Below are 25280 nucleotides of genomic sequence, written 5' to 3'. Positions count from 1 at the left end.
ACTATTGCTCTACTCTTTTCCAGCCCGGATGCAAATCAAGATAGGCCGCATTTACGGGTTTTCCTTTTGGATGAACGGTAATCATCGTGCATTTGCCATCCTGTATATCAAAGGCTATTCCGCCTTCAAGATCATCAAATACCTGCAGTTTACTGTTATTTTTCAGGTTCACATAGGTGGCCGATTCTTTTAAAGCAGGATATGCAGCTTTAACTTTAGCCAGGCTCATTCCTGTCGCAATTTTTCCTGCGGTAAAATAAGTATCAGAAGCCACCGAGACCTGCTTCACGGCTTTCACCACCATCGTACTGTCCCGGTAATGCGAATAAATCGTCATGGAACTTTTGATCCACACCCCTACCGCACTACCCATGGCCGCATCACCATCATCAGGAGTACCCAGCAAATCAAAAACCTCTTTCATGTCCTGTCCCAAAGAAATCTTGCCAATTCTCTTTCCGGGAACAATCAAAGCATATTCTTCCTGCTCAGCCAGTTCATCGGCCCGCATGGTGGTATCTTCCAGCGGATCTGCCGCAGTGGAATCCTTAACCGGTTCTGTTTGCGTGTTTACACTGTCTTTATGAGCACTTTTCTCTGTGGATGAGTTACATGCCGTAGCTAATCCGAGTAGCATCGCCCCTGCATAATTGAGTATCTTCATACCCGCATATCGAAAAAACTATGCCAGAATACATATATAGGGAATAACCCATCTTTTTATTTATTTTTGCCCTCAATGGAAAACAAGACCATAGCCCGTAGCCTGCGCCTCCTTTCTCAGTTGATGGAACTGCATAAGGAGAATCCTTTTAAAATTAAATCTGTAGCCAATGCAGCTTTTAAGGTGGATAAACTTCCCTATGCCATTTATACGAAAACCTTTGAAGAGATTGAGAAAATTGAGGGATTAGGCAAGAGCATGTCGGCCAAAGTATGGGAACTCCTGCAAACGGGATCCATGGCAGATTTAGAAAATATACTTGCGGAAACGCCTGAAGGCATTGTAGAAATGCTGGGCATCAAAGGTATAGGTCCAAAGAAAATAGTAGTGATCTGGAAGGATCTCGGCATAGAGCATATCGGAGAACTGTATTACGCCTGTAATGAAAACCGCCTGATAGAAGCAAAAGGATTCGGACTGAAAACGCAGGAGGAAATTAAAAAGGTAATTGAGTTTAAGATGGCTGCGCAAGGGAAATTCCTGTATTCGCAGTCGGAATTGCTGGCAAATACTTTATCCGCAGAATTACTGTTATGGTTAAGCAATATCGATCCTGCAGCGCAGTTAACAGTGGCGGGTGATTACCGTCGTTATTGTGAAATCATTGAACAGCTGGATTTTGTGGCGGGTGTGAATGACATGGCTATTGTAACCCAACAAATGGCTACTTTCACTGCGCTTCAATTTGAACAGAAAGACGAAAACCTGTTTATTGCACAGAGTCCTTTTGGCCTTAAAATACAATTACACCTGTATCCGGCAGTAGATTTTTACCTGAACCTGTTTAAATTAACGGGTAACACTGTCCATGTGGAAGAGGTCCTGAAACTTGCGGGTGAGGGTCCTTTTGCGGATGAACAATCGATCTATCAGCAGGCCGGACTGACTTATATCGAACCGGAACTGAGAGAAGGACTGAATGAAATTGAACTCAGCAAAACGAATACGTTACCGAAACTGATTACTTACCAGGACCTGAAAGGAAGTCTGCATAACCACTCTACCTGGAGCGACGGGGTACATACGCTGGAGCAGATGGCGCTATACTGTAAAGACGAGCTGCAACTGGAATACCTGGGCATGTGCGATCACTCCAAATCTGCCTTTTATGCCAACGGACTAAATGAACAGCGGATTTATGCGCAGCACCAGGAAATAGATGCCCTGAATATAAAACTGGCACCATTCAAAATATTTAAAGGCATTGAAAGTGATATCCTTAATGACGGATCGCTGGATTATAGTGATGAGATCCTGAAAACCTTCGATTTTGTAGTCGCCTCTGTACACAGCAATTTGAGAATGGACGAGGAAAAAGCGACGGCCAGGTTAATCAAAGCCATTGAAAATCCTTATACCACCATTCTTGGTCACCCGACAGGTCGCCTCCTGCTCAGCAGAAAAGGCTATCCTATTGATTACGCCAAAGTGATTGATGCCTGTGCGGCAAATCAGGTAGTGATAGAGATCAATGCCAATCCGCTTCGTCTGGATCTGGACTGGAGATGGCACCGCTACGCACTCGAAAAGGGCGTACTCTTAGCCGTTAATCCGGATGCACACCGCATGGAAGGTTTCAGAGATATGCATTATGGCGTTTATATAGGAAGAAAAGGCGGTCTTGAAACAAAACAATGCCTGAATGCATTTACACTATCAGAGATCAGCACTTATTTCAACTCAGTTAAACCTCAGGGATAGTATTGTAATACCTATATTTGAAAATTAATACGTCAGCATGCTTGCACAGAAATTACACGATGCACATTATACCCACTCCCGACCGAATATACTGGTTATAGGTGATTTGATGCTGGACCATTATATATTTGGCAGCGCTACCCGCCTTTCGCCGGAAGCACCTGTGCCTATAGTAAATGTTAAAAAAGAAAATAAGATTATCGGTGGTGCTGCCAATGTAGCCAGTAACCTGATTGATCTGGGGGCAAAGGTTTCCCTGGCAGGAATTACCGGAAATGATAGTTTTGGGGAAGAAATCAAAGCTATCCTGGCCACCAAGAATATTGATACAGAGCTGATCCTGAAAGATGATTCGCGCACTACTACAGTTAAAACGCGGGTGATTGCTGGCAACCACCAGATTGTAAGGATAGATCAGGAAGATACACATGACATTGCTGCGGAACTGGAAAATGTATTTTTCGACTCCCTGCAAAACTGCATCGCCTCGAGCGATATCGTGATCCTTTCGGATTACAATAAAGGACTGCTGACCCCGGGCCTTTCCCTGAGAATTATCGACAGCTGCAATGCGCTGGGCAAAAGGGTAATTGTGGATCCTAAAGGACTGGACTATAGCAAATACAAAGGCGCATTTATCATCAAGCCTAACCGTAAGGAACTGGCCGAGGCTGCAAAAACGGAAAAAATACATAGTCAGGATGAACTGGAGAAAGCCGCATCGGTAATTTTCAATTTTACGGGCACGGACTACCTGATTGTCACGCTTTCTGAAGGTGGTATCGCTATCATTACGCCCGACAGCTGCAGGATACTTCCTGTAGTGGCCACGGAAGTATATGATGTGACCGGTGCAGGTGATACCGTGATTGCTACCTTATCTTACTGTATCGCTTCAGGTTTTACCATAGAGGAAGCCTGTACGATTGCGAATTATGCCGCTTCCATAGTGATCAAACATATTGGAAGCGCAACTACTACTATTGAAGAAATTATATCCGCGCTAAAAAATTAACACCTATGGTTTCAGAAGAACTTAACCACCATAAACAAGTAATGGAAAGGGTGATCAACTCCCTTATCCCTGATATTGAAAGCGGCTGTAAACTGGTTACAGATATCATCACCGCTGGTGGAAAAATCCTGCTGGCGGGTAACGGCGGCAGTGCGGCAGATGCACAGCATATTGCAGCAGAACTGACAGGAAGATATGTGAAAGACCGTAAAGCACTGCCTGCAATTGCATTAACGGTAGATACATCGGCCATGACCGCAATCAGCAATGATTATGGTTTTGAGCGCGTTTTTGCGCGGCAGCTGGCTGCTTTTGCTGGTCCGGGCGATTTATTCATTGCGATTTCAACGAGCGGTAACAGTCCGAATATTGTTCAGGCTTTACATACGGCGAGAGAACTGGGTTGCAAAACCCTGGGGCTCTCGGGCAGAGATGGAGGGGAAATGAATCACTTGTGCGACCTGAATATTATTATCCCTGATGAAACTACCGCAAGAATCCAGGAAATGCATATTTTAATTGGCCATATGTTCTGTAAGGCCGTAGATCTTCTATTTTAAGCATTCGATATGAACAGCAAACACGCATTAAGTCAGAAAATAGTCTCCCGCGAAGAATTAAAACCTTTAGTAAACCACTGGAAAGGAACGGGCAAAAAAATCGTTTTTACCAATGGTTGTTTTGACCTGCTGCATGCAGGGCATGTCGCCTACCTCACCGAAGCCGCAAGTCTGGGTGACGTGCTGATCCTGGGATTGAACAGCGATGATTCAGTGCAGCGACTAAAAGGGCCTGAGCGACCAGTCAATGATGAAATCACACGTTCTGCCCTGCTGGGTGCCATGTATTTCATTGATGCAGTGGTTTTATTCAATGAGGATACCCCTCTGGAACTGATCAAAACTATCTTGCCAGACGTGCTGGTAAAGGGCGGTGATTATACCACTGACAGCATTGTGGGTGCGAAAGAGACGATCGCCAATGGCGGTAAAGTAGAAGTGCTCAGCTTCCTGCCGGGTTATTCTTCTACTGCGATTATTGAGAAAATAAAAAAGTCCTGAACAGGAACGTAAACCTACCGCGCAATTGAAAAGCCCTAAAAAAATATTAGTCATTCGCTTCAGTTCTATGGGTGATATCATTTACACCACCCCTATTGTGCGCTGTCTGAAATTGCAAATACCTGATTGCGAAGTACATTTCCTGACCAAAGACCAGTTCAAATATATCTATCAGCAGAATCCATATCTGACCAAACTCCATTTGCTAAAGCCCAAACTGGCAGATACAATCAGAGATATCAAAGCAGAGCAATTCGATCTGATTATTGACCTGCACAATAACCTCCGTACGTCGATCATTAAAATAGCCACGCAGATCCCTTCTTCTACCTATAAAAAAGACAGGTTAAAAAAATGGCTTGGTCTGAAGCTGAAATGGTCGTCCTTATTTTCCAAAGACCACCTGGTAGACCGTTACCTGGAAACCGTTAAGTTTCTGGGCATTAAAAACGATAACAGGCCCATAGACTATTATGTGGCCAAAGAATACACACTGGAGACCTTTCTCCCGCCCAGCCATAGCGGAAAATATATTGCTTTTGTGATCGGTGCCACCCACTTCACCAAACGCATGCCCAATGAAAAGATCATTGAGATCTGTAAGGGCATTAATTTACCCATCGTCCTCTTAGGCGGGAATGATGTAAAAGCTAACGCAGAAGAGATTAAACAGGCTGTTGGTGCCAATGTATATTCTACCTGCGGAGAAACAAATCTGGATCAGTCTGTTTTTATCGTATCAAAGGCCTGTAAAGTGATCGGTTTTGATACCGGCTTAACACATATCGCGGAAGCTTTCAATATGCCCATAGCCTCTGTCTGGGGTGGTACTACACCAGATCTGCTGGGTGTGTTTCCTTATAAAGTCAAAGATTCGCTCGTAGTGGGGATAGAGCTACCCTGCAGGCCCTGCTCCAAATTCGGATTGGAAAAATGTCCGCTGGGACATTTTAAGTGCATGAAAAACATTCCTGATGAAGTAATTGTTAATTTCTCGAACACCTAAAAATAATATGATGACGAAGAGAATTATACTGGTGAGGCATGGTAAGTCTGACTGGGCAGATAGTGGCATGACAGATTTTGACCGCCCGTTAAACCATCGGGGTCATAAATGTGCTGTTGAGATGGCAGAAAGGATCAGTCGTAAACAACTGATTCCGCAGTTGATTGTGAGTAGTCCGGCCAAAAGAGCCTTCACCACTGCACAACACTTTTCGGAGGTCTGGAAGATGTCCGCTGCTGAAATTCAGCAGGAACCGTCAATTTATGAAGCCAATGTTACGGCCTTACTGCATGTCCTGAATGGTCTGGACAACAGCTATTCCAACATTGCGCTCTTTGGTCATAATCCAGGATTGACTGATTTTGCCAATTACCTTGCTGATGCGAATATCTACAATATGCCAACAGCAGGAATTGTGATTATAGATTTCCCCTTTGATGACTGGTCCATGATCAGTGAACATACAGGAACGCTGTTTTTATTTGATTTTCCCAAGAAACCTGAGTTATCCTAGAAATGCAGGTGTTTAACCGTTAATCCATTATTGATCAGCTGTTTTAACGAAGCAATTCCAATTTTTAAATGTGTATCAACGTAATTGGTCGTTACACTGCTATCGCTTTCTGCCGTTTTTACCCCTTCAGGAATCATCGGCTGATCTGAAACCAGTAATAAGGCACCGGTAGGAATCTTATTCGCAAAACCTGTAGTAAATATTGTAGCAGTTTCCATATCAACAGCCATTGCTCTCAAAGTTTTCAGGTATTTCTTAAACTCCTTGTCGTGCTCCCAAACCCTGCGGTTAGTCGTATAACAGGTTCCTGTCCAATAATCCCTTGAGTGATCGCGGATCGTGGTAGAAATCGCTTTCTGTAAGGCAAATGATGGCAAAGCCGGGACTTCAGCAGGCATATAATCCGTTGAGGTTCCTTCTCCCCTTATGGCCGCAATTGGCAGAATCAGATCACCCAGTTGGTTTTTCTTTTTTAAGCCACCACATTTTCCCAGGAACAATACCGCTTTCGGCATAATTGCAGTCAGCAGGTCCATCATGGTCGCCGCCATAGGGCTTCCCATTCCGAAGTTAATGATCGTGATCCCGTTTGCGGTTACACTCTGCATCGGTTTATCCAGTCCCATGATCGGTGCATTATCGTTCCATTCAGAAAACATCTGTACATACCTGCTGAAATTGGTTAGCAGAATATACTGTCCGAAATCTTCTAAAGGCCTTCCGGTGTATCTCGGCAACCAGTTTTTAACGATTTCGCTTTTACTCTTCAAACCAGATTTAACCGGGCTTTCCACCTCTTTGATTTTTTTAGCCTTTGCTACGATCTCTTCATCTTTTTTTACTTCTTTTTCTTCATTCATATGTATTCAATTTATTGTTTATTCAGATTATTACCCCTGCTCAATTGATTTTGTAAAATAACAAGATAAAAAAAAATCCCCGTTAACAACGGGGATTCAATTCTTAAGCAGCTTTTAACTTTTTAAAGTCGGCCTTTTCAAATTTCTCTACCGCATAATCGAGCGAGATCACCAGTTCCTTTATATTCGGGTCGGACGGTATATCAAACATGGCATCCAGCATAATCGCTTCACAAATGGATCTTAATCCCCTTGCACCAAGTTTGTATTCCATTGCCTTATCCACAATAAAGTCCAGCACATCATCTTCGAAAACCAGTTTCACCCCTTCGAATTCAAACAACTTCACATACTGACGGAACAGTGAGTTCTTAGGCTCCGTTAATATATTACGCAATGCTTGTTTATCCAGCGGGTTAAGGTGTGTTAAAACTGGCACACGACCAATCAGCTCAGGAATCAGTCCGAAAGACTTCAAATCCTGTGGAGTGATATACTTATATAAGTTGTCCAGGTCAAGTTCCGTATCGTCTTTTTTCACTTTATAACCTACAGCCTGCGTACGCAACCTGTTTGCAATTTTACGCTCAATACCGTCGAACGCACCACCGCAAATAAAGAGGATGTTGTTCGTATTTACCGGAATCATTTTCTGATCAGGGTGCTTACGGCCGCCCTGAGGGGGAACGTTCACTACAGTACCTTCCAGGATCTTCAGCAATGCCTGCTGTACACCCTCTCCCGATACATCCCTGGTAATAGATGGGTTGTCACTTTTACGTGCTACCTTATCTACTTCATCAATATAGACAATTCCACGTTCCGCAGAAGCCACATCATAATCCGCCGCCTGCAGCAAACGTGTCAGGATACTCTCTACATCTTCCCCAACATATCCTGCTTCTGTTAATACAGTTGCATCACAGATACAGAACGGTACATGCAGTATTTTAGCGATGGTTTTTGCCAGTAAAGTTTTACCCGTACCCGTTTCGCCAACCAGCATGATGTTGGATTTTTCAATCTCTACCTCATCACCTTTATCTACCTTTTGTCCTAACCTTTTATAATGGTTATATACCGCAACAGAAAGTACCTTTTTAGCATCATCCTGACCAATTACGTACTGGTCAATATGCGCTTTGATCTCCATTGGCTTTAACAGCGTTACCGAAGGATCCAGTCCTTTCGACTGCTTATTGCCAAATTCCTGAAGCACCAGCTGATGGGCCTGCGTCACACATTTATCGCAAATGTATGCATCAAGTCCCTCAATAAGCATTAATGTATCCTGCTTACTAGAGCCGCAAAAAGAGCAACGGGAATCTTTTGTTTGTTTAGCCATTATCTATTTTTTATCCTTGTTCGTATTCGAACCTAAAACTTCGTCAATCATTCCAAAGCTTTTCGCTTCGTCAGCTTTCATCCAGTAATCACGGTCTGAAGCTTTTTCTACCCATTCGTAAGATTGTCCTGAATGTGCTGAAATGATATCATATAATTCTTTTTTCAATTTAAGCATTTCTCTCAGATTGATCTCCATATCTGAAGCCACACCCTGTGAACCACCAGAAGGCTGGTGAATCATCACACGTGAATGTGGTAATGCCGCACGTTTACCAGCAGCACCTGCAACCAGTAAAACTGCACCCATTGATGCTGCCATACCTGTACAGATCGTAGCTACATCAGGAGTAATATACTGCATCGTATCATAAATACCTAATCCTGCGTATACAGAACCACCCGGTGAGTTAATATAAATTTGTATATCTCTATTGTTATCAGTCGATTGCAGGAACAGTAACTGTGCCTGGATAATATTTGCATTGCCATCATGGATTGCATCACCTAAAAAGATAATCCTGTCCATCATCAGGCGGGAAAAAACATCCATCTGAGCAACATTCAACTGGCGCTCTTCAATGATGTAAGGAGTCATGCTTTTTGGATTGTTATTCGTTTGTCCAATAAAGCGATCAACGTTTAAACCGTTAATACGGTGGTGTTTAACTGCGTATTTTCTAAATTCTTCTTTATCTATATTCATGAGTACTAGTTTTTGTTGTTTTTATATTACCGTATGACCAAATTAATGATACTATTTGGTTTTTTATTTTAAAATTGTAAAATTTAAATTACCCTGATATAAATAAGGCGGCCTGTTTAAAGCCGCCTTATCAAATATTTAAAGAAATTTACGCTGCTGCTTAAAACAGCTTAGGTCATTTCTATAAACTTATTGTAAGCTATATCTTTTTGGTCTAAAGTTGCAACCGACTGAATATATTCAAACACTTTGAGTGCTTTCACCTCTTCAAAAATGCGGTTTCCATTATCTTTCTCTTTTAAGAAAGTAGTGGTGTATTCCGCCAGCTGATCTTCTGGCATCGGTGCCGGGCTGTACATTCTGAACTGCGCATCCAAACGTTGTTTAGCAGTTTCAAATACATCCTGGTACTTAATCTCAATGCTGTTGTCTTTAATGATTTTGTTCTCAATTAAAGTCCATTTCAGGTTTTTAGCGAAATCATCATAACCTTCCGCCAGTTCGGCATCAGTTAATTTTTCATTCGTTGTTTTTAACCATTTACGTAAAAACTCATCCGGTAATTCTATGTTTACACCTTCTAATAACTGTGTGTACATATCGTTCTGCAGTTTGCGATCCGCATCCTGTTTGAACATACCCTCAATCTCTTCCGTAATCTTAGCAGTGAAACCAGCTTCATCAGTAATTACACCTTCACCAAATATTTTATCAAAGAACTCCTGGTTCAAATCAGCTTCCTCTAAACGGTTTACATTTTTCACCGTTACCCGGAATTTAGATTGTAAATCCTTAGCCTCTTCTTCAGCGATGTTTAACAACTTAGCGATCACCACTTCATTGTTTTCAAACGTTTTCTGTAAGTCTAATTCCAATACATCATCCTTTTTAACTCCTGTTAAAGATTTCAATATCGCTTTATCTTTAACCAGGTCTAAACGGATAGAACCAGTATTGGTAATGCCACCTTCAAAAACTGAACCATCAGGAGAAAGTTGTGCTAATTCGGCATAAAGTACATCGTCATCTGCCGAAACTTCAGGGTTTGTCATTTTGCCATAGCTGCGACGGATGTTTTTGATACGTGAAGCCAGCGTTTCCTCGTCAGCTTTTACATTATATTGTGTAAACTTATCTTTAGCAGTTACATTGAAATCAATCGCCGGAGCTAATCCCAATTGATAGTCAAACTCAAATTCGTCAGTACCATCCCATTTAAATTCCTTTGCATCGTTCAGCATGGGTAGCGGCTGACCAAGAATTTCAATTTTATTGTCTGCCAGGTATTTTGTTAATGATTCACTCAGCAAATTATTCACTTCTTCCACTAAAATGCTTCTGCCATACATCTTTTTGATGTGTGCAGCCGGTACCATTCCCTTACGGAAGCCTGGAAGCGTAGATTTTTTAGCTTGTTCTTTTATGGTTTTATCGACCTTTTCAGTATAATCTTCAGGCGAAATTTTAATTTTTACAACCGCGTTTAAGTCGTCAATCTTTTCCTGTGTAATATTCATTTTTCTGAATCAATGTTTTAAAATGTCTTTGTAAAAAACCCTCCTGATATTGTCAGCGGATCTTAAGCGCAAATAAAAGGAACATCCCTTTCACGTTGCCCTCCTCAATAGAGGTGCCAAAAGTATTATTTTTTCTTGAAATAGATAGCCTTCAGCACTAAAATGTATCCCTAAGATGAAGATCATGTCAGGTAAAAACTAAAATTGATCCGTATAACGCCCTCCATCGCCACCAAAGTATAAGACGGTTAACACAGGCTTAATACCAGCTTTAAACGATGTTAATCGCAATTTAATAGGTTTGGAACTGATATAAACCCAATCATATGAAATTACAATTACTCGCTTTTATCCTGTTGCTGAGCTTAGCTGCCTGCAAAAAGAACACGACGGAAGAAATTACTGCACCGGAACCTGAATTTTTTGTTAATGAAGACCCTGCCACTTTTGCAGTAATAGGCTCGCTGAATATCGGAGGGGAAGGCGCTGCTGAAATTACGGCTTTCGACCCTGCTACAAACCGTTTATTTGTAGTGAACAACTCCACCGTTAATAAAATTGATGTGATCGATTTTAAAGACCCGGCAAATATGAAATACATTACTTCGATCAGTATGGCACCCTACGGCGGCGCAGTAAACAGTCTCGCTGTCTCTGACGGAAAACTTGCTGCTGCGATCGAATCATTAGATAAACAGGCAAACGGTAAAGTAGCCGTTTTCAAAACGAGCGATTACACTGAAATAAAAGTCATCACAGTTGGCGCCCTGCCAGATATGATTACTTTCTCTCCTGATGGAAAATTTATCCTGACGGCCAATGAAGGAGAGCCCAATGCGGCTTATACCAATGATCCGGAAGGAACGGTTTCGATCATCTCGGTGGCAGATAACTATGCAGTCAACACCATCGGGTTTGCCGCCTTTGCTGGTCAGCAGGCCGCTTTGGAAGCTAAAGGTTTCAGGATCTTTGGCCCCGGTAAAAACTTCGTCAAAGATATCGAGCCGGAATATATCACTGTATCGGGCGATTCAAAAACTGCCTGGGTTACTTTACAGGAAAACAATGCCATTGCAAAAATTGATCTGACGTCAAAAACCATCACGAACATTTTCCCGCTGGGCTTTAAAGACTATAATGCAGACGGCAGTGAAATTAATGTGAGTGATGAAGACAAAAAAACTGACCTGGCCAAATGGAATGTGAAAGGTATTTATATGCCAGATGCGATTGCCCTACTGGAATCAGCAGGCACACCTTTTCTGTTTACGGCCAACGAAGGTGATTCCAGAGAGTACACCGGATTTTCAGAAATCAAGCGGGTAAAAGCCATTCAGCTTGATCCTACCGCTTTCCCTACGGCCAGCCTTTTACAGCAGGCAACTCAGTTAGGCAACTTGCAAATCACCACTACATTAGGGGATCCAAACGGAGACGGATTATTTACTGAACTCTATTCATATGGTGCCCGCTCGTTCAGCGTTTGGAACGGAAATGACGGGATACAGGTATATGACAGCAAAAATGAGCTTGATGTAAAAGCAATTGCGGCGAATATGTACGATGATAAACGAAGTGACGATAAAAGCGTGGAACCTGAAGGTATCACTATAGGAAAAATCGGCAACAAAAACGTTGCTTTTGTAGGATTGGAAAGAGCAGATGCAGTAGCTGTATATGACGTGACTAATCCAGCCAAACCGCTTTTTCTTAAAATGCTGGCCACTGGTGATGCTCCTGAAGGTGTATTGATCATTCCGGCTAAAAACAGTCCTACTAAAAAGAGTTTACTCGTGGTGAGCAGTGAAGGCGATGGCATGATTAAAGTCTACACGCCGGATACCATCAAATAGTAGCGTATAAAGACCATTTGCAGTAAATGGCCCATTGCTGCTGATGATATCAGTTGTTTTATTCAGAAAAGGAAAATGAAGGTCTGATCAATGCCCGGCCTTTGAAATCCGGGGGAGGCAAACTCGCCTCCCCTTTTGTTTTTAAAAGCATTACAGACTTGATTTTAGCCTTGCCATTGATGGCAAAACCAAATTTCCCTTTGGGCTTAGCGATACCCATCGTATCTTTCAAACTGATAATCTCTTCATCATTCATCCAGATAAAGATCTGATTACCCGTTTTTTGCACCTTCCAGTCGATCCACACCGCCCCGGCAGCTTTTGTTACTTTGGGTAATCTACCGATGTGTCCTTTGGTATGGATATGGCTTCCCATCTGGTCACCTTTCGGAAAAAAAGCACGGTCTTCAATCGCTACCCTGTTCTCCAGCTGGTTCAATAAAATCCCTAAGAAATGGTTGTCATTTAAGTTGGTCATCAATTCAAACAGGTAGGCTTTTGGGTCTGCCAGCATAGAAAAAGACAGGATATAGTTTTCTGGTAAAGACTTTTTAGCGATTAATACAGCCCATTCCCTGTTGCTTTCCCCGTAAAGGGTATCATTTTTAATCGTCCAGTTGCCATTGACCTGCTCCCAGTTTTTAGACAGGCTTTTTTCAGTAAATTTTTCCTGATAAACCACTTTTGTCTGGGCCTGAACGTTCTGCAGGAAATAGCTCTGCAGAAAAATAAGCGCTAAAGTATATTGGATAATGTGTTTTAAAGATTGCATTGATTGAAGTGCTGTTGATGTGGTCAAAGGTACATAATCGGCCCTTATATGCATTTTTAACCGGAATCCGTCGGCTTTTAAAATAGCCATTTAACATTTAACCCGCAGACGGTCAGCCTAAACACCCGCCAGTTTCGGCTACAATTCTACCTGATTTGGTCACATTTTGCACCTGTTTTATAAAGAGATTTGCCTGAATAAAATCAATTTATCATGAAAAATATATTAGTCATTGGCGCAACCGGATTTGTAGGCGGTTATTTAACACGGCAGTTAGTAGCAGAAGATTATGCGGTACGATGCCTTGTACGGAACCCGGATAAAGTAAAAGATTTAGCAGCGTACAACTGCGAGATGGTTAAAGGTGACCTTTCAGATCCTTCCGCTGTGCAGCATGCACTGGAAGCTATAGATGCGGTTTACGTTTCCATTCACACGCTGGCCCCGCAGCACAAAAATACGGCGGAGCTCGACTTTATGGATATTGAGATGCAGGCAATGCAAAATATTGTAGCAGGCTGCAGGATGCACCATGTTCGCCGACTGATCTATGTAACCTCTTTAGGGATTTCTGCCGATACGAAGGATGCCTGGACCAGCGGACGCTGGAAAACGCAGCAATATCTGTTCAACTCCGGCCTGGATATAACTGTCATCCAGCCAGGTATGATCGTAGGCATTGGCGGGCAGGGATTTAACATGGTATTGGCCAATGCCCGGAAGAGCATCGCCTTCGTGGTAGGTAATGGTCGCAATAAGTTTCGGTGCATCGCGATTGACGATCTGGTCTACCATCTCATTGGGGTGATGAATGAACCCAAAGCTTACGGACAGTCTTTTGAAGTAGGAAGTGACGATGTATTAACCGGAGATCAATTGATCGATGTGGCGGCCGGGGTAATTGGTCACCCTCTGCCGAAAAAAATCCATATTTCATTAGCCGTGTTACGATTTGTCGCGCCCCTGCTTGAAGTCATCGCTAAATCTCCCAAAGGAGCTATTAAAGGAGCACTGGACGGATTGGGAGCAGATATGATAGGTGATCCCTCGGCCATCAGGAAACTGCTGCCACGACAGCCACTCTCTTATCAGCAGGCAGTAGCAGCAGCTTTAAAGGATTATCAAAAAAAATAGTCAATTTGCATCATGGAAAAAAGCCAGCCATACCAGATTAAAACAATCAGTGATTTTCACAAATTATTAGGTGCCCCCGCTCCTGAGCACCCGCTGATCAGTATAGTTAAAATTGAGCCCTTCGAACATATTCCCGAAGGCATACCCGGGAGTGTAATCAGTGGTTTTTATAACATTTCCCTTAAAAAAGGCTTTAAGTCGCCCGTAAAATTCAAATATGGTCAGCAGGTTTATGACTTTGACGAGGGGGTACTCAGTTTTATGTCGCCCGGCCAGATCAGCGGCTTCAATCCGCAAAAGTACGCCACCCCCGAGCAGTCAGGCTGGCTGCTCCTGTTTCACCCTGACCTGTTGTGGAATACCCCGCTCGCAAAAAAAATCAAGCAATACGCTTTTTTTGACTATGCCGTCAACGAAGCACTGTTCCTTTCCGATAAAGAAGAAATTATTTTAAAGCAAATCATTGGCAACATCAGTCAGGAATATCACAATAACATGGATAAGTTCAGCCATGACATTATCATCACCCAACTGGAATCGCTATTGAGCTATGCGGAGCGCTTTTATCAGCGCCAGTTTATGACGCGAAGAAAAACCAATCATGAGATACTGGACCGGCTCAATGAAAAGCTGGTGAGCTATTTTGACAAGGTGAATGCGATGCACGATGGATTGCCCACAGTAAGTTATCTCGCAGAACAACTTCAGGTATCGCCAGATTATTTGAGCGGCCTGCTTAAAACAGTAACTGGTCTGACCACGCAGCAGCATATACATGAAAAGCTCATTGAAAAAGCCAAACAGCAGTTATCTGCCACTACTTTATCTGTAAGTGAGATTGCTTACCAGCTAGGCTTTGAACATTCCCAATCCTTCAGCAAGTTATTCAAAGCAAAAACCAGCCTTTCCCCTCTGGCATTCAGGGCTTCATTTCAAGATCAATGATGTTATTCTTTTTGATTACAGAACCGGTTATGCGAGTCCCAATCCCCTGCGCATAAAGTTCAGCAAAGGCAAAACTGCCCTGAAACTCGCAGTGATATCCTTCAGTAATTCTTGCTGTTCTTTCAGCAGATCTACAGGACACCTGATTTCATAGCGCTGCAGTTTAATGAATTGTTCAGCAGGCACTCCTGGTTGATATCCTTTAGGTAAGGCACTTAAAACAGACGACTCATTTAACTCAAAGCCATCTGAAAAGGTATCTTCCAGGAGTTTACGGAATTGATCGGCATTTTTTGTGATGAAGTTTCTCATCACCTGGATACCAAAAATATCGGGATCATATTTAATACTGATGTAACTCTGCTCCGGATCAATGTGGATATCATAAAGGGGTTCGTTTCCATCATTGGCAAGGGGACTGATGGATATAGAAAAATGAGTGTGATAGGGCCCGGATTTTTTAGGCTTGATGATGACCAGATTGGAGATAAACCTGCTCACGTCGACCTCATCATTTAATAGCGGATCGAAAAGAGCTAATTGCTCCAAAACCAAAAATGCCAGATCATTGAGCTCAGTTCTAACCTCTTCGTATTCTTTCATATGGTCAAGAAACCAATCTTTACTATTGTTTATTTTAAGCTCCCTCAGGTAGTCAAGCGTTTTTTGCATGGTTTCAATTCAATTGTGATCAACTTATAGTCAACGAACCAAATATATAGCTAAATGTTTGGGAAACGGGTTAACATGTATAACCACAAAGGGTGTAAACAGAGAATGCCGGCAAAAAAGCCGGCATTCTCTGTCTACACATTGATATTTTTGTTTCTTATCGTCGCTACTATTTGGCTCCGGCTAATTTTCCAGGTGAGCTGAATGCTACACCTTCAGTACCTGGAGTGACCGACTCAGTTTTTACTGCTGCGAATTTATCAGTATCCATAGTTGCAATACCGGCTATCTTAGAGATATGATGAGCGGAAGTACCCATCAGTTCCAGCTTTGCATGTCCGTCGATTACAGTATATAAACTTGCTGTAGTTGCTTTAACACGAGCTTTAGCCTCATCTTTCAGCATGATCTGAAGGTTTGTTAAGTTAAAATTTCCTGATGTTTTAACGCTGGCTTTATCAGCAGCATCGATGCGGTACAGGTCTTTCACATAAACAGTCACGGTTACCGGATTACTTTCTGAAGAGTTGATCGTTAAAGTATTACCCACTTGTTTCAGGGATACTTTTTCCAGATCAACTGCATCCACCGTTACATATTCTTTTGTGTTTTGTACCAGCAGCACTTTAGTATTACCGGTCACGATTACTTTTTTGATATCGGGTTGAACAGGACCTCTTTCTGCTGTAACTGTGGCGGCTGATGCAGTGAGGCTAAATACTGAAGCTAATAAAACGATAGCCATTGAACTTGATTTTAATACGGTGTCGAATAAAGTTTTCATATCTTTTGAGTTTAGGTTTTTTAAAATTCTATTTCTTAATTGTTTGTATATAAGACGTCAACACCCCACAAACGTTTCAGCAGCATTCCCCGTATTATACCACAGCGCTGTAACTCCCGACCAACTCCTGTAATTTTTCGACCAACGCTACAATTATTTTTTTGATCCGCAGCATATCCTGAAACTAAAGTTCTTATTAATTGTAATATGGGAAACCAGATATCTTATGGAAACGCACAACTTAGAAAGATTTATAGCAGCCCAGAAAGCTGTATACCAGACAGCCCTGCAGGAATTGAAGGAAGGCATGAAAAAAAGCCATTGGATGTGGTACATTTTTCCGCAAATCCAGGGTCTTGGTTTCACCGAAACATCCCGGTTTTATGCGATAAAAGACCTGAAGGAAGCCAGCGCATACCTGTCACACCGGGTTTTAGGTCCGAGACTGATACTGGCAGCAAATACCCTGCTTAGCCTGGAAGGTAAAAGTGTACATCAGATTTTCGGGAGTCCGGATGACCTGAAACTGCATTCCTCCATGACACTCTTTTCGCTGGTTCCGGGGGCAGATCCTGTCTTTGAAGCAGTTTTGCAGAAATATTTTGAAGGAAGAAAAGATAACAAAACGTTAAAGGTACTTGCTTTGCTGGCCTAAAAACAGGTGCCGAAGGCGTAGCGTATTGAGTTAAACCTCCCTTAACCTAAAACCAACTCCGCGAATACTCTCAATACGAATACCCGGATCGTCTGATAAATATTTACGCAGCCTGCTGATGAACACATCCAGGCTACGTCCATTAAAAAAATCAGGTTCTCCCCATAGTTCATGAAGTACCTCCGCTCTGTTAAGCAAGTGGTTCTTACGCAAGCAAAGCATTTTGAGCAGCTTGCCTTCTTTTTCAGTCAGCACTTTTTCACCTGATGTTCCGATGAGCATAAGGTCATTAAACCTGAACTGATAGGTACCCAGGTCGTACCGCTCCATTTCAGCGATTACCCCTATGCTTCTCCGCAAAATATTATGTATGCGTAAAACCAGTTCTTCTGCGTCGAATGGCTTGATCATATAGTCATCAGCACCCAGTCCCAAACCTTTAAGGATGTCTTCCTTCTGGTTTCTGGCAGATAAAAACAGGAACGGCAGCTGAGGATAGCTTTTTTTAAGATGGGCAGCCAAGCTAAAACCATCTTCTCCAGGCATCATGATATCTACGAGCACCAGATCATAGGGGCCTTCAGCCAGGCACTGCCTGGCCCGCTGGCCGTCGCCGGCTAAACCTGTAAAAAAGCCCCTGATCTGGAGGTATTTTGACAAGTGAACAGCCAGGTCTTCATCATCTTCAACGAGTAATAATTTATATTGCATTTTTACGAATAGTTAACTGAAAACAGTTGCCGCCATCAGCAGATTCCATATACCTCAGCTGTCCGCCCAGTGCTATAGCATTTCTCTGACTCAGGTACAAACCCAAGCCCAGGCCCTTTACTGAATGAAGATATTCCTGTTCCGGAATCCTGTAAAACTTATCAAACAAATGCTCCCGGAACTTTATTGGAATGGCTGTTCCCCCATCCTCTACCTCGAATACATTTACCTGTTTATCGACATAAAATCTGGCAATAATTTTCGTGCCCGCACTACTGTACTTCACCGCATTGTCCAATAAGTTGCCTAAGATACTCGTCAGCAAGGTCTGGTTACTGTTGATCCGATCATCAGGATTACATTCTACGCTTAACTGATGTCCTGCGTCCGGCCGACTACCAATAAGCTCATTCAACCATTCGCTTACATGAATTTCTTCGGCTAAAAAAGGGGCCGGAATAGTCATGGCACTCTCCAATACCCAGTCGACGGTTCTGGTGATTTTGTAGTGTTGCTTTTCCAGAGCTGACAATTGCTCTTTAAACAATACTTTGTCTTTTACCGGATCAATAATCGACAGCGTTTTAAGAATGATCCCTGCTGTACTTATGGGCGTTTTTAGTTCATGAGTGATGTTATTCGAAAAATCAGTTTTTATATCTGCAATTTTCTTTTGTCGGAGCAATGCGGCTAAAATACTAAACAGCACCAGCACTATTAAAATAACCAGAAATGCTGCTGACAGAAATGATACCAACATTCGTCCTGACACTTGTGACTGCCATGCTGCGCTATCGGTATATTGTGCTATACTGATTTCAAGCGTATACTTGGTGGCCTGACCATCTGCAGCTATTTTATCAAAAGAGGTAATCTGAGTACCATCACTAATTAATAATCTACTTTTTTCCGGAATATGCATGCCGGCGATTTCCAGTAAAGCTTGTTTTTTTGATGAAACAATTGTATCTACTTTGTTATGATGACGAAGTACAATATAAGGATAGCTGAGCAGGTAATTTACCTGACTAAGCTCCGGTACTTTCCTGATCGTTTTGGAAAATTCAGAACGCAGTTTCAGTTGGTCATGGTAGAGTTGTGCACGAATAACTTCTCCAATATCGTGTTGTTCTTTTTGATCACTTTTGACAACCTTAATCACCGCATCAACAGCGCTACTATGCAGGGTTTCCACCGGAACCCGAAGATGATCAACTATAGCATGCCGTAATTCAGCAATATAGCTCGCTTTTTCCAGCTTGTAGGTCTTCATGATCAACAGCAACTGAAGGATGCCGAAAGTGACAACGATCAGTACGCAACCCATAATAAGCAATAGCATGTTGTTTTTAAACATCTGCGCAATATAAACAGATTATTGTTGGCGTAATGTAAGGCATCAGCACATTAACCTTTCATTAACCTAAAGTCCGGCTCCATACTCACATCTTTGCAGCACATCAATAATTTAACATACCATGATTTTTTTAAAATCTGCTTTGGCAACCTTCTTTATATGCATTCTGTTTACCTCCATATCCATTGGTGAACCCATAAAAAACAAAATTGATTACAGCGCTGACAGCACATTACAGCAACAGCTGGATGAATATTTGTCGACCCTTACTCAGCTCAAAAAGTTCAATGGCGCTGTATATTTTAATGCTAATGGCAAGGATATATTAAAAAAAGCCTACAATTTATCGGCAGATCCCAATAATAGCCTCCACGTAAGCAATGATAGCCAGTTCGACATTCATTCTGTGAGTAAACTAATGGCCTACTCCATTTTAGTTCAACTACAGGAAGCACATCAGCTGAAAATTTCAGATACGATCTGCAGGTACCTCCCTCACTTCCCTAATAGTCATTTGATTACGATCGACCAATTGATTCACCACAGGTCCGGACTACCGCGTGAATTGACAAATAAATCAGAAAAAGTGCTGGCTTTAACCCCAGATGAAATACTTGCAGCGGCAGCGAAAGAAAAATTGGAATTCACCCCTGGCAGCGATACCAGGTATTCTAACATTGGTTACGAGGTGATCTATTACCTGATCCAAAAGATAACAGGCAAGCCCTTCGCACAATGTGTGAAAGAATTTATATTTATCCCTCTACATATGAATGCTTCAGGCGCTCACTTTTACACCAGCCACGATAACCTGAAAAATCTTGCCCTGAACCACCAGATGAGAGATGGTGTGATCAGACAGATCCCAAATCTTACACAGGACGAATTTCCTACTGCCAGAATTTATTCTACCACCGGAGATCTCTTACTGTATTTACAATCATTGCATAAGGAACCTTTTCTGTCTGCCATGCGTAACGCGCAGGGTGTAATAGAAAAAAATGGCGGATCAGATGGCATCAGGACACAGATATATACCAACACACGACAAAATTATAGCTTTGTACTGCTATCGAACTATGATGAAATACCTTTTCAGCAAACCGTTACTGACCTGGTGAAAATTATGGAAAGAAAACCTTTTAAACTTCCGGCTGCGATCAACCATAAAGCAATAACTATACCCGCAGCTATCCTTAGCAGATATATTGGTCAATATGAATTTGCTGAAGCGAACCATGCACGGCTGGAATTCCGTTTACAAGATAGACAGTTAAAGCTTTACCGGGAAAATAAAATGCAGGCAAGTCTTCAGGCAGAAAGTAAAACGGTTTTTTTTGAAAAGCCGGAAACATCAACGACCTTCGAATTCATTCCAGATGGTGATAGTTGGGTTATGGTATGGACCTACCAGGGAATTGCGTTCAAAGGCACGAAAGTAAAACAATAAATACCCAAGCCTGCCTCAGCTTAGGTATTTCTTATTTAATTGTCGATCTCTTTCAGACTATTCATTTTCTTGTAGGCCAGGAAACCCTTAATATCTTCAAAATGTTCACGAACGCGTTTATTGCCAAACTCAAATACTTTGTGTGCCAGTCCGTCCAGGAAATCCCGGTCGTGAGACACTAAAATCAGCGTACCATCAAAGTCCTGCAGGGCTTCTTTGATGATGTCTTTGGTCTTCATGTCCAAATGGTTGGTCGGCTCATCCAGGATCAATACATTTACGGGTTCCAGCAAAAGTTTAATCATTGCCAAACGGGTTTTTTCACCCCCGGACAGGACCTTAACCTTTTTAGTGGTATCATCACCGCTAAACATAAAGGCACCTAAAAGGTCTTTGATTTTTACGCTTCCATCGCTCAACTGAATCTGATCGATGGTTTCAAAGACCGTTAAATTCTCATCCAGTAATGAAGCCTGATTCTGAGCAAAATAGCCAATCTTCGCATTGTGGCCAACTTTTAAAGTTCCTTCATAATCGATCTCGTTCATGAAGGCTTTGATCATGGTTGATTTACCCTCACCATTTCTACCTACAAAAGCTACCTTTTCTCCCCGCTCAATGACCAGTGAGGCCTTTTCGAATACCACATGATCCCCATAAGCTTTGGTTAGCTCTTCTACAATTACAGGGTATTGACCCGAGCGCGGTGAAGGTGGAAATTTCAGGCGTAATGCCGAGGTATCTACCTCATCTATTTCGATGACTTCAAGTTTTTCGAGCATTTTTACCCGCGACTGTACCTGCAGCGTTTTCGAGTAAGTACCTCTGAAACGGTCTATAAACTCCTGGTTATCCGCAATAAAACGTTGTTGTTCTTCGTAAGCTTTCAATTGGTGTACGCGACGGTCGGCACGCAACTGCAGGTAATGACTGTATTTCGCTTTGTAATCGTATATCCGGCCCATGGTGACCTCAATTGTACGATTGGTGATGTTATCTACAAAGGTACGGTCGTGCGAAATCACCATCACTGCCTTGGCTGAGTTCATCAGAAAATCTTCCAGCCACTGGATGCTTTCAATATCCATATGGTTGGTTGGCTCATCCAGTAAAATCAGATCCGGTTTCTTTAATAAAATCTTGGCCAGTTCAATCCGCATGCGCCATCCGCCTGAAAATTCAGAAGTCTGACGGTTAAAGTCCTCGCGTTCAAAACCCAGACCTTTTAATACTTTTTCTACTTCAGCATCATAATTGACCTCTTCTACTGAATAAAACTGCTCACTCAACTCCGATACGCGCTCAATTACCTTCATGTAATCGTCGCTGTCATAATCCGTCCTGATGTTGAGTTGCTCGTTCAGCTCATCCAGTTCCTTTTGCATCTGATGCATCTCCTGGAATGCTTTTGAGGTTTCTTCAAAAACGGTAACATTATCTTCCGTTAGCAAATGCTGCGGTAAATAAGCAATTACTGCTTCTTTTGGACCAGTTACGCTACCAGACGTCGGTTTTGTTGCGCCAGCAATTATTTTTAAGATCGTAGACTTACCAGCACCATTTTTACCCATCAGGGCTATTTTATCATTTTCGTTGATTGAAAACGTTACGTCACTAAATAAGGTTGTTCCACCAAAAGAAACGGAGATATTATTTACATTAAACACGAGATGGGATATTAAATTAAGCGGCAAAGATAGTGGAATTTGATAAAAAAAAACAATGCCGGCAGGAGCCAGCATTGTCTGTTTTACTATTTATACTAATTTCGATATTGTTTTTTAACCGCCTCAACTTTTCTATGTGCATTGAAGGCTACAGCCTCAGTTGCAGAAGTGATGAATTCAGTTTTTGCTGCTGCAAACTTATTATCAATTGTGGCGATACCCGCCATTTTAGAGATGTGATGAGCTGAAGTTCCGATCAGGCCTAATTTTGCCTGTCCGTCAATTACAGTATATAAACTTGCTGTAGTGGCTTTAATACGTGCCTTACCAACTCCTGTAATTTTTCGACCAAACCTATTGAGCGCCGTCCTGACCAAAGTTAATTCCCATAATTGATCATTACTCAGCAGACCAGGATACTAAATTATTCACATTTTTTGGCCTTTTTCTTTTTCCCCATTTGCGATTATACCAGATGATGAAACCTGTAACAGGTAAGCTTGCACCAATTATACACGCGAAAAAAGCAATTATCTTAGTTGGCAACCCTAAAATCTGGCCGGTATGTATATCGAAATTCATCCTAAATACTTTTTCGCCGGTCGACAGATGTGCATAGGGTTTCAGCCTTTCTTTATTCGTCTTTATTTGCTGCAGTGAATACTGATCATAGTAAGCTAGTACTTTATTATAAATAATTGTTCCATCGCCAAACAGTACAATCACTTGATAAGGATCTTCTGCTTTAGCTGGAAAATCTATAACCAGTCTGCCTATTTTCCCATTATACGTGGAGTTCATTCTTTTCCATAAGATATCTTCAGGATGAAATCGATTGGCCGATTTCAACAATGTAGTATCAGAGAGTGGCTGTGTGATTTCAGCTGCTGCCGGATTTTTCCAGGTCAGTATTTTGTAGATACCATTTTCAAACCATTTGAATGTAAATATGATCCCGGTAACTGTGAGTACGAGGACAAAAATTACGGCATAAAATCCCAGGACGTTATGTAAATCTATGTTTACTCTTTTCCAGTTTGCTTTCCATTTAATACCGAAACTTTTCTTTCTGGTTTTACTATTCCATTTTACAGGTAACCACCAGATTACCCCGGTGATCAGCGTAATCACGAAAATCAAACATGAGGCACCTACCAACGGACTGCCAATCTCTTTTGGCAACCACAAAAAACGGTGCCCTGCCCTTACAAAAATAAAAAACTTCTCTGCTGCAGATTCTCCCCGCTTATCCATGATTACATTCCCCAGATACGGGTTCAAGTAAATTGTACCATATCCTGATGCCTTCAAATTATAATCTACAGCTACAGCTTTAGTCGGCAACCCATAAGTGATACTGGTAATTTCAACCCTTTGTTTTTCCTTGATAGCAAGATATTCTTTTGCATTAGCGATCAGATGAGAAGGTAGCATCATAGCTTGACGCCGCGGTTCCACTTGCTGATATCTTTCAGTAAAATACCAGACCTCATGCCGGAATACCCAAAGCGCACCAGTAAGACATATAACGAATACGATAATTCCCGAAAAAAGTCCCAACCACAAGTGCAACCATTCTGACACTCTTCTGAAAGCCGATTTACGCTTTCTACTTTTATTGTGATTTTTTATGATAGACATATTTATAAACAAAAGATCGTCCCTGAATTATAAAGGACGATCTGATTCAATTCTTAAAATTTAAAACTAATGTTGGCGAGGTACTGTTTTGTCATTTCAGCAATACCATAATTCGTCCAGTACTTCTGATTAGTCATATTATTTACCTTCAGACCAAGTCGCCATTTTGGCTGATCAAAAAATACCGACGCATTCAATACAGTGTAAGCTGGGATTACAATCGTATTAGCTGCATCAAAAAAGCAGTCGGATACATAATTGCCTCCAAATCCTGCACCTAAGTTTTTCAATGCCCCTTTGAATTTATAACTTGCCCAAAAGTTGACATATTCTGTTGGCGTCTGAGCCTGATATTTACCAATTACGCCTGGAGCTGCATTAATAATTCTGTAACTGCTTTTTGCATAACCCGTCACAATATTTAAGCCTTCGACAGGATTTGCGATTAATTCTGCTTCAAAACCCTTACTTTTTGATGTAGCATCCTGCACGGATACATTATCAGCATTCAAACGCGTATCATTACTGATTTTGATATCATAGTAACTAAAAGTTGCATTCAGTTTATGATTCAAAATCTCAAACTTTACACCACCTTCCCATTGATTTGCCTGGCGTGGTTTAAAAATATCTACTACCCCTGTAATTTGCGTTACTGGTGCTACATTCTGGAATCCATTCATATAATTTCCAAATACGGATACCTGATCTTTAACCAATTGATAAACCAAACCTAGTTTAGGAGAAAATGCAGTCTGATTGAAAGCGCCGGTAGGTGCCTTTATACCGTCAGCAACTGCAGCTGCATTTTCAAAACGATCCACCCTTAAGCTTAACATCGCCATTAATGCATCAGTCAGATTAATCACATCCGAAGCATATGCACTATAAGAGCCTTGTTTATTCTGCGTGTTGGTTTGCGTTTTTGTGGCAATAATGGCATCTACTTTCTCCCTGTTTATACCCGGAATTACTGGTGACGCCGTTAAATCAATTGCGTCATAAATACCTACGTTGGTAAATCTCAAGAAACTTTTAAACGTATAAAAATTAACACCAATAACTATTCTGTTACGTATCCCAGCCACCGTTACATCGCCATTAAAATTTTGCTGCCCGTTAAGAGAGGTAAAAATTCTTGGGCCGTAATTGAATATAGACCTGTTAAACTTATTGTCTGCCGTCCACTGC

25 protein-coding genes are annotated in these 25280 nt (G+C 41.8%); 11 read left to right on the top strand and 14 right to left on the bottom strand.

All coding sequences use genetic code 11. The annotated features are described in order from the left end of the window. Position 1: 1 nt before the first annotated feature. Complete coding sequence (locus OQX62_RS06775; protein ID WP_265830675.1) at positions 2-664, bottom strand: hypothetical protein; 663 nt, start codon at positions 662-664, stop codon at positions 2-4. Positions 665-739: 75 nt separating this feature from the next. On the opposite strand from OQX62_RS06775, the gene OQX62_RS06770 reads away from it, so the two are divergent. From OQX62_RS06770 to OQX62_RS06745, 6 genes are read left to right on the top strand one after another with little or no spacing between them, the layout of a single operon-like run. Beyond that, positions 740-2425 carry a DNA polymerase/3'-5' exonuclease PolX gene (locus tag OQX62_RS06770; RefSeq protein WP_265830674.1) on the top strand — a complete coding sequence of 562 codons (1686 nt, stop codon included), beginning with the start codon at positions 740-742 and terminating at the stop codon, positions 2423-2425. 37 nt (positions 2426-2462) lie between these two features. After that, positions 2463-3440: a D-glycero-beta-D-manno-heptose-7-phosphate kinase gene (gene rfaE1 / locus OQX62_RS06765; RefSeq protein WP_265830673.1), complete on the top strand. Its 978-nt coding sequence runs from the start codon at positions 2463-2465 to the stop codon at positions 3438-3440. A gap of 5 nt (positions 3441-3445) precedes the next feature. Continuing rightward, entirely contained in the window at positions 3446-4000 is a 555-nt protein-coding gene (locus OQX62_RS06760; RefSeq protein WP_265830672.1) for a D-sedoheptulose 7-phosphate isomerase, read from the top strand. 9 nt (positions 4001-4009) lie between these two features. Beyond that, on the top strand, positions 4010-4501 hold the full coding sequence (rfaE2, locus tag OQX62_RS06755; RefSeq protein WP_265830671.1) for a D-glycero-beta-D-manno-heptose 1-phosphate adenylyltransferase: 492 nt from the start codon (positions 4010-4012) through the stop codon (positions 4499-4501). Positions 4502-4526: 25 nt separating this feature from the next. After that, positions 4527-5507, top strand: a complete 981-nt coding sequence (locus tag OQX62_RS06750; RefSeq protein ID WP_265830670.1) for a glycosyltransferase family 9 protein — start codon at positions 4527-4529, stop codon at positions 5505-5507. Between the two features lie 7 nt (positions 5508-5514). Continuing rightward, positions 5515-6021, top strand: coding sequence for a SixA phosphatase family protein (locus OQX62_RS06745; RefSeq protein ID WP_265830669.1), 507 nt, complete (start codon positions 5515-5517; stop codon positions 6019-6021). Here the strand turns inward: OQX62_RS06745 and OQX62_RS06740 are convergent. From OQX62_RS06740 to tig, 4 genes are all read right to left on the bottom strand, one after another. After that, a complete protein-coding gene (locus OQX62_RS06740; protein WP_265830668.1) occupies positions 6018-6881 on the bottom strand; it encodes an AMP nucleosidase in 864 nt (287 codons plus the stop codon). The genes OQX62_RS06745 and OQX62_RS06740 overlap by 4 nt on opposite strands. Before the next feature lie 103 nt (positions 6882-6984). Further along, positions 6985-8226 carry an ATP-dependent Clp protease ATP-binding subunit ClpX gene (gene clpX / locus OQX62_RS06735; RefSeq protein ID WP_265830667.1) on the bottom strand — a complete coding sequence of 414 codons (1242 nt, stop codon included), beginning with the start codon at positions 8224-8226 and terminating at the stop codon, positions 6985-6987. A gap of 3 nt (positions 8227-8229) precedes the next feature. After that, a complete protein-coding gene (gene clpP / locus OQX62_RS06730; protein ID WP_265830666.1) occupies positions 8230-8931 on the bottom strand; it encodes an ATP-dependent Clp endopeptidase proteolytic subunit ClpP in 702 nt (233 codons plus the stop codon). Between the two features lie 170 nt (positions 8932-9101). Further along, on the bottom strand, positions 9102-10448 hold the full coding sequence (tig, locus tag OQX62_RS06725; RefSeq protein WP_265830664.1) for a trigger factor: 1347 nt from the start codon (positions 10446-10448) through the stop codon (positions 9102-9104). A gap of 326 nt (positions 10449-10774) precedes the next feature. On the opposite strand from tig, the gene OQX62_RS06720 reads away from it, so the two are divergent. After that, positions 10775-12301: a choice-of-anchor I family protein gene (locus OQX62_RS06720; RefSeq protein ID WP_265830663.1), complete on the top strand. Its 1527-nt coding sequence runs from the start codon at positions 10775-10777 to the stop codon at positions 12299-12301. 58 nt (positions 12302-12359) lie between these two features. Here OQX62_RS06720 and OQX62_RS06715 read toward each other — a convergent pair whose 3' ends face one another. Beyond that, positions 12360-13163, bottom strand: a complete 804-nt coding sequence (locus tag OQX62_RS06715; protein ID WP_265830661.1) for a hypothetical protein — start codon at positions 13161-13163, stop codon at positions 12360-12362. A 123-nt stretch (positions 13164-13286) separates the two neighbouring features. On the opposite strand from OQX62_RS06715, the gene OQX62_RS06710 reads away from it, so the two are divergent. Further along, positions 13287-14207 (top strand): SDR family oxidoreductase, encoded by a 921-nt coding sequence (locus OQX62_RS06710; RefSeq protein WP_265830660.1) that lies wholly within the window; start codon positions 13287-13289, stop codon positions 14205-14207. A gap of 12 nt (positions 14208-14219) precedes the next feature. After that, positions 14220-15152, top strand: a complete 933-nt coding sequence (locus tag OQX62_RS06705) for a helix-turn-helix domain-containing protein (protein WP_265830659.1) — start codon at positions 14220-14222, stop codon at positions 15150-15152. Positions 15153-15179: 27 nt separating this feature from the next. Here the strand turns inward: OQX62_RS06705 and OQX62_RS06700 are convergent, their stop codons facing one another. Then, entirely contained in the window at positions 15180-15824 is a 645-nt protein-coding gene (locus tag OQX62_RS06700) for a DUF2461 family protein (RefSeq protein ID WP_265830658.1), read from the bottom strand. Between the two features lie 169 nt (positions 15825-15993). Further along, complete coding sequence (locus tag OQX62_RS06695) at positions 15994-16608, bottom strand: GIN domain-containing protein (RefSeq protein WP_265830657.1); 615 nt, start codon at positions 16606-16608, stop codon at positions 15994-15996. A 226-nt stretch (positions 16609-16834) separates the two neighbouring features. On the opposite strand from OQX62_RS06695, the gene OQX62_RS06690 reads away from it, so the two are divergent. Continuing rightward, positions 16835-17263, top strand: coding sequence for a DUF1810 domain-containing protein (locus OQX62_RS06690; protein ID WP_265830656.1), 429 nt, complete (start codon positions 16835-16837; stop codon positions 17261-17263). A gap of 30 nt (positions 17264-17293) precedes the next feature. Here the strand turns inward: OQX62_RS06690 and OQX62_RS06685 are convergent, their stop codons facing one another. After that, positions 17294-17974: a response regulator transcription factor gene (locus OQX62_RS06685; RefSeq protein WP_265830655.1), complete on the bottom strand. Its 681-nt coding sequence runs from the start codon at positions 17972-17974 to the stop codon at positions 17294-17296. Next, complete coding sequence (locus OQX62_RS06680; protein WP_265830654.1) at positions 17964-19316, bottom strand: sensor histidine kinase; 1353 nt, start codon at positions 19314-19316, stop codon at positions 17964-17966. The genes OQX62_RS06685 and OQX62_RS06680 overlap by 11 nt, the downstream gene beginning before the upstream one ends. Before the next feature lie 136 nt (positions 19317-19452). On the opposite strand from OQX62_RS06680, the gene OQX62_RS06675 reads away from it, so the two are divergent. Continuing rightward, positions 19453-20781 (top strand): serine hydrolase domain-containing protein, encoded by a 1329-nt coding sequence (locus OQX62_RS06675; protein ID WP_265830653.1) that lies wholly within the window; start codon positions 19453-19455, stop codon positions 20779-20781. A 35-nt stretch (positions 20782-20816) separates the two neighbouring features. Here the strand turns inward: OQX62_RS06675 and OQX62_RS06670 are convergent, their stop codons facing one another. From OQX62_RS06670 to OQX62_RS06655, 4 genes are all read right to left on the bottom strand, one after another. Further along, a complete protein-coding gene (locus OQX62_RS06670; protein ID WP_265830652.1) occupies positions 20817-22448 on the bottom strand; it encodes an ABC-F family ATP-binding cassette domain-containing protein in 1632 nt (543 codons plus the stop codon). A 95-nt stretch (positions 22449-22543) separates the two neighbouring features. Further along, entirely contained in the window at positions 22544-22825 is a 282-nt protein-coding gene (locus tag OQX62_RS06665; RefSeq protein ID WP_265830651.1) for a hypothetical protein, read from the bottom strand. 22 nt (positions 22826-22847) lie between these two features. Continuing rightward, positions 22848-24089: a PepSY-associated TM helix domain-containing protein gene (locus OQX62_RS06660; RefSeq protein WP_265830650.1), complete on the bottom strand. Its 1242-nt coding sequence runs from the start codon at positions 24087-24089 to the stop codon at positions 22848-22850. 53 nt (positions 24090-24142) lie between these two features. Then, positions 24143-25246: a TonB-dependent siderophore receptor gene (locus OQX62_RS06655; protein ID WP_265830884.1), complete on the bottom strand. Its 1104-nt coding sequence runs from the start codon at positions 25244-25246 to the stop codon at positions 24143-24145. Between the last annotated feature and the right edge of the window lie 34 nt (positions 25247-25280).

The sequence above is a fragment of the Pedobacter sp. MR2016-24 genome, from assembly GCF_026239655.1.
Classification (GTDB): domain Bacteria; phylum Bacteroidota; class Bacteroidia; order Sphingobacteriales; family Sphingobacteriaceae; genus Pedobacter.
This window is presented reverse-complemented; position numbering and strand designations above follow the sequence as displayed.